Origin of the sequence: Polaribacter sp. IC066, from assembly GCF_007997085.1 — a bacterium.
GTDB lineage: Bacteria > Bacteroidota > Bacteroidia > Flavobacteriales > Flavobacteriaceae > Polaribacter.
This window is the reverse complement of the sequence record NZ_VORR01000095.1, coordinates 1-4,406: the sequence shown is the minus strand read 5'-3', so window position 1 is coordinate 4,406 and position 4,406 is coordinate 1. Positions and strand designations below refer to the sequence as shown.

Annotated in this window: 5 protein-coding genes; all 5 read left to right on the top strand. The window is 29.8% G+C overall.

Features of this window, described 5'->3' with window-relative positions:
- Positions 1-1,172 precede the first annotated feature (1,172 nt).
- On the top strand, positions 1,173-1,502 hold the full coding sequence (locus ES044_RS17790; RefSeq protein ID WP_147120686.1) for a hypothetical protein: 330 nt from the start codon (positions 1,173-1,175) through the stop codon (positions 1,500-1,502).
- Positions 1,503-1,526: 24 nt separating this feature from the next.
- Entirely contained in the window at positions 1,527-2,315 is a 789-nt protein-coding gene (locus ES044_RS17785) for a DUF6973 domain-containing protein (protein ID WP_147120685.1), read from the top strand.
- Positions 2,305-2,790 carry a hypothetical protein gene (locus tag ES044_RS17780; protein ID WP_147120684.1) on the top strand — a complete coding sequence of 162 codons (486 nt, stop codon included), beginning with the start codon at positions 2,305-2,307 and terminating at the stop codon, positions 2,788-2,790. Before ES044_RS17785 ends, ES044_RS17780 begins: the two co-directional genes overlap by 11 nt.
- Positions 2,791-3,073: 283 nt before the next feature.
- Positions 3,074-3,406 carry a type II toxin-antitoxin system RelE/ParE family toxin gene (locus ES044_RS17775; RefSeq protein WP_147120683.1) on the top strand — a complete coding sequence of 111 codons (333 nt, stop codon included), beginning with the start codon at positions 3,074-3,076 and terminating at the stop codon, positions 3,404-3,406.
- A gap of 10 nt (positions 3,407-3,416) precedes the next feature.
- Positions 3,417-3,749, top strand: a complete 333-nt coding sequence (locus tag ES044_RS17770) for a helix-turn-helix domain-containing protein (protein WP_147120682.1) — start codon at positions 3,417-3,419, stop codon at positions 3,747-3,749.
- The last annotated feature ends 657 nt before the right edge of the window (positions 3,750-4,406 follow it).

Below are 4,406 nucleotides of genomic sequence, written 5' to 3'. Positions count from 1 at the left end.
TTTGCTAACACCGTGTATAGAAAATTGCTAAATTAGTGCTTTACCAAAGGCAGTTGCATTTTTGCGTACTTCAAATTTTCCGTTGGAAAATCCTCGCACACAAAAACGCAACTTTCCATAACACAAATACGTTAGCTTTCATTGACCACTCAAATTCTGAAAATGGAATATATAGTTTGAAAATCTTGATTTTTAAAGAAAAAACTAAAAAATGTGGAACACTCTCTCACTCGGAAAATTTTGCGAATATTGAGCAAAATTTGAATTTATAAAACGTGTGAAGTTACTCAAACTCTGAAAATCAGTTTGGCGGAACTCTTACTCAAAAGCTGAATTTAGAAAGTTTGCGGAATTGAGTAAAATGCGAAAAATCTGAATTGCGGAATTTACTCAAACTCTGAACTGAAAATTTGGCGGAATAATCACTCAAAAGTTGAATTCTGAAAAATTAGAAAACTGAAATAAAACAGAATTATAAACTGAAAAAACAACGAAAAGATAACACCGTATAAAAATAATTGCTAAATTAGTGCTTTACCAAAGGTAGTTGCATTTTTGCGTACTGCTGAATTTCCGTTGGAAATTCCTCGCACACAAAACCGCAACTATTCTTATACAAACACGTTACCAAAAATTGCTCACTCACTCAAACGGAGGAAAAAATAGCGAATTAAAAGCTGAAAAAACGAAATTTAAAATTGTGGAACACTCTCTCGCAAATCGGAATTTTTCCAAAATTGTGGATTTTATAAAAGCGTGAAAAATTACTCAAACTCTGAAACCAAAATTGCGGAGTTATCACTCAAATGTTGAATTAAGAAAGTTTGCGGAATTTAGCAAAATGCGGAGAATCAGAATGGCGGAATTTTCACTCAAAAAATAAATAAAAAATTTGCGGAATTATTACTCAAAGGTGTAAAATATAATTGCGGAATATTCACTCACTTGTAAAATTAGAAAAAACCGAAATCATAGATAAAAAATCGCAACTTTTGATAACACCGTGTATAAAAAATTGCTAAATTACTGCTTAACTAAAAGCTAGTTGCATTTTTGCGTACTACTGATTTTCCGTTGGAAAATCCTCGCACACAAAAACGCAACTAACCTTATACAAACACGTTGGCAAAAATGCTACAGAAAAATGAATATTAATTAAAAATTGAAATATTATGAAACAATTACAAAAAATGAAATTACTTACCTTAATCTTTGTTGGATTATTAATGTGCTCTTGTCAAAACGAGGAAGGTTATTCGCTAGAAAAACAAGAAACAGCTATTGACACCTCAAACTTGGTTTATTTTAAAGGAATACCTGTAAGTCATCGTTTTAAAACAAGCATTGTTAATTTAGAGAAAGATGAATCAGATAAATTTAATTTTGTCTTAAAAGAAAAACGAATTGAGAAAGGTATTAATTTTGCGCGAAAAGGAATTGAAACATTAGACGTTGAAAAATTTTCAGAGGCAGTTGACGAAAGTTTTAAATACTTTCCCTAACAAGAAGAAGGATTTGATTTAGAAATGGTTAAAAGAGATTTTCCAACCTTATCCGAAAAGCAAATTGCTATTAATTCGGAAGAAATAGATTCATATTATTCAAGAAATCTAAATGATATGGTTGCAAGTAGGTATCTTATAGAATTTGATGTAGATTATGATTATGGAGGTGGTAGTGATTACAATCCTACTCCGCCAAGAATGCCAGATATTACAGACCTTAAACAAGGTGACGAAGATACAGAAGCTTGTACTTTGAGGGAATTGAGTATCGATTGGTGGGACGTAAAAAGATATGTTGCTTATTATAAAGCTGGTGCATACGCAAAATGGCACGCTGCTTTATCATATTATTCAATAGGTAAGGCAAACACAAAAAGAGATGCTTTTAGGCATACATTTTGGAATGGTCTATTAGCAAACCATTATTATACAATGTCTGCTAAAAAACCTAGATTAGATTTTGCTAAAGATGTAGCAGATATGAATGAAAAATGCGGTGGTAATGAACAAGACAGTAGTGCTATGGATTATCATAACAATGCTATTGGAAGAAAAATATGGGATGATGACACAACATATCAAACTTTTTCGGGAGTAACATATAACATAAGAAACCCTAGTAATTCAAGATTAAAATCTCTGGTTAAAGAAAAAATGTATAATATATTATATATTTATAAGAATGAAAATTTTAATAAAAATACACCTGAATATTTAGCAGAAATAGAACGTGTGTATTGGTTAATAAAAAAAGCTGACAAAAATAGATTAGTGTATTTCTCTGTTAATAATGATGATTATGGATACTAAAAAAATAATATTTATTGCTCTTCTTTTATTGTTTATTTCTGCATGTGGTCATTCTGGCTTTGAAGAAGAAGAAGGTAGTGCTGGATTTATAATTCACATTTATAACACAACAGACAAAGAATATTCAGGATTTGTTTTATATATTGGAGATGAATTAAATGGAAGATTTATAGAAAAAGATTCTTTGGTTGGTAAAAACGTTAAAATTTATAAAAAAGATGAAGGCCCATATTCATCAATTACCAATGGAGAACAAAGGACATATATAAGAAGTAATAGAGAATTTAGAGATTTAGAAGGTTTAAGCGAGTTTGGAAAATGGATTGGTAAATTTGGTACATTAGAAAGGCTTTATTTTAAAGTGAAGCTATCTGATGGCACAACTATTTTTTCAGAAAACCCAAAATTAAGAATTAATAGTAGCTCAGAAATTTCTTTAATTTTAAGAGATGGAGGAAATAAACTTCTTTATTAGTAAAGGTTTAATGAAATTGAAAAAAATAGTTATTAATAAATAAAGCTAATTTAGTAAAACGCACATTTGCCAACACGGTATATAAAAAATAGCAGTAAAGTGCAAACTACAAAGTTTGTGCTTTTCTACTATTTTTGTTTTACAAACTGAAAGTAATAGCATTTTTATTCTGCTACTTTCCATATACCAACTCGTTGTCATTAATCCAAAAATAAATTCGAAAGTTTCCATATAATTCAACTTTTTAATTACCTTTGTAAAAAGGACTAAATAAAAAAATTGAATGAAACTAAAATTTGAAGTAATTTTTCTTGAACAAGCTATTGAATTTATGTCAAAAATAGACATAAAAGCTAAAAAGAAAATCTACTATAATTTAGATAAAGCGAAACTTGAAAATGACCCAAAACTGTTTAAAAAATTAACGGACGATATTTGGGAATTTAGAGCTCTATATCAAGGAATTCAATATAGACTTTTTGCGTTTTGGGATAAAACTGATAAATCCGAAACACTTGTTTTATCAACACACGGAATGATTAAAAAAGTGAGCAAAGTTCCTAAAGCACAAATTGAAAAAGCATTGAAAATTAGAACTGAATATTTTGATAAATAAACTTTAAATTATGGCAACGAAAAATAAAAAAATGAAAATGATGACACTTGACGAAATGAAGGACAATGACATCGGAAAAGTTGGAACTCCAGAAAGAGACAAATATGAATTTGACTTGAAAATGGAAGTACTTGGAGATATGATAAAATCTGTCCGAAAAAAACGAAAATTAACTCAAGAACAACTCGGGGAATTAATTGGAGTTCAAAAATCGCAAATTTCCAAATTAGAGCGGAATACAAAAAATGTGACAATTGAAACTATTTTGAAAGTATTCGGAGCATTAAAAGCAAACGTTCGATTTAGTGTCGAAATGAATGAATTTAAATTTAATGTAGCTTAAAGTTAGAGCACTAATAGCAACACCGTACAAAATTAATTGCTTTGTTTTGGTTTATTTAGGAAAGTCCTCGCGGACTTTTTATTCAGTTATTATTTATTAACTTTAGTGCTTAACCACAGCAACTAATCTTGTACAAACACGTTGCCATTCATTGTCAAGCAAGTTTGCGGAAACCAATCAAAATGGAAAAATCAGCCATCTATAAGGTAAAAAAAATTGTGTTGTTAAAATTGGGAGAAATTGAAAATTGTGGAACACTTTTTCGCTAATCAGAATTTTGGAATTCTGCCAGGTTTGCGAAAAGTAAAATCGGAATTTAATGTTGCAAAAATTCTGAAATGTATACCAAAATTATAGAATTTTCAAAGTTTATGGAATTTATGACAATGCGGAATTTGTACTCGTGCGAAAATCCTACTGGAATTCAAAAAGTACGAAATTAAATATCTTTGCACACTTTTAAGTTTTCGGAAAAAATATAGAATACCTTAACTCCGCAGGTCTCAATTCAAAAGAAACGGAAAGTCCTGTAAAAATAGTAGTTACAAGACTTTTCCATCTCAATAATTTTCACCAACTTGGGTGAAAACCCTGACAGGTGAAAATTACAACAACTACAGAAAATATTAGTGCTTACGGCGGATTAAATTTTATATC

Excerpts from the sequence above, each read along its gene's own strand:
- ES044_RS17790 (WP_147120686.1), top strand. The coding sequence starts at position 1,173 with ATGAAACAATTACAAAAAATGAAATTACTTACCTTAATCTTTGTTGGA.
- ES044_RS17785 (WP_147120685.1), top strand. The coding sequence starts at position 1,527 with ATGGTTAAAAGAGATTTTCCAACCTTATCCGAAAAGCAAATTGCTATT.
- ES044_RS17780 (WP_147120684.1), top strand. The coding sequence starts at position 2,305 with ATGGATACTAAAAAAATAATATTTATTGCTCTTCTTTTATTGTTTATT.
- ES044_RS17775 (WP_147120683.1), top strand. The coding sequence starts at position 3,074 with ATGAAACTAAAATTTGAAGTAATTTTTCTTGAACAAGCTATTGAATTT.
- ES044_RS17770 (WP_147120682.1), top strand. The coding sequence starts at position 3,417 with ATGGCAACGAAAAATAAAAAAATGAAAATGATGACACTTGACGAAATG.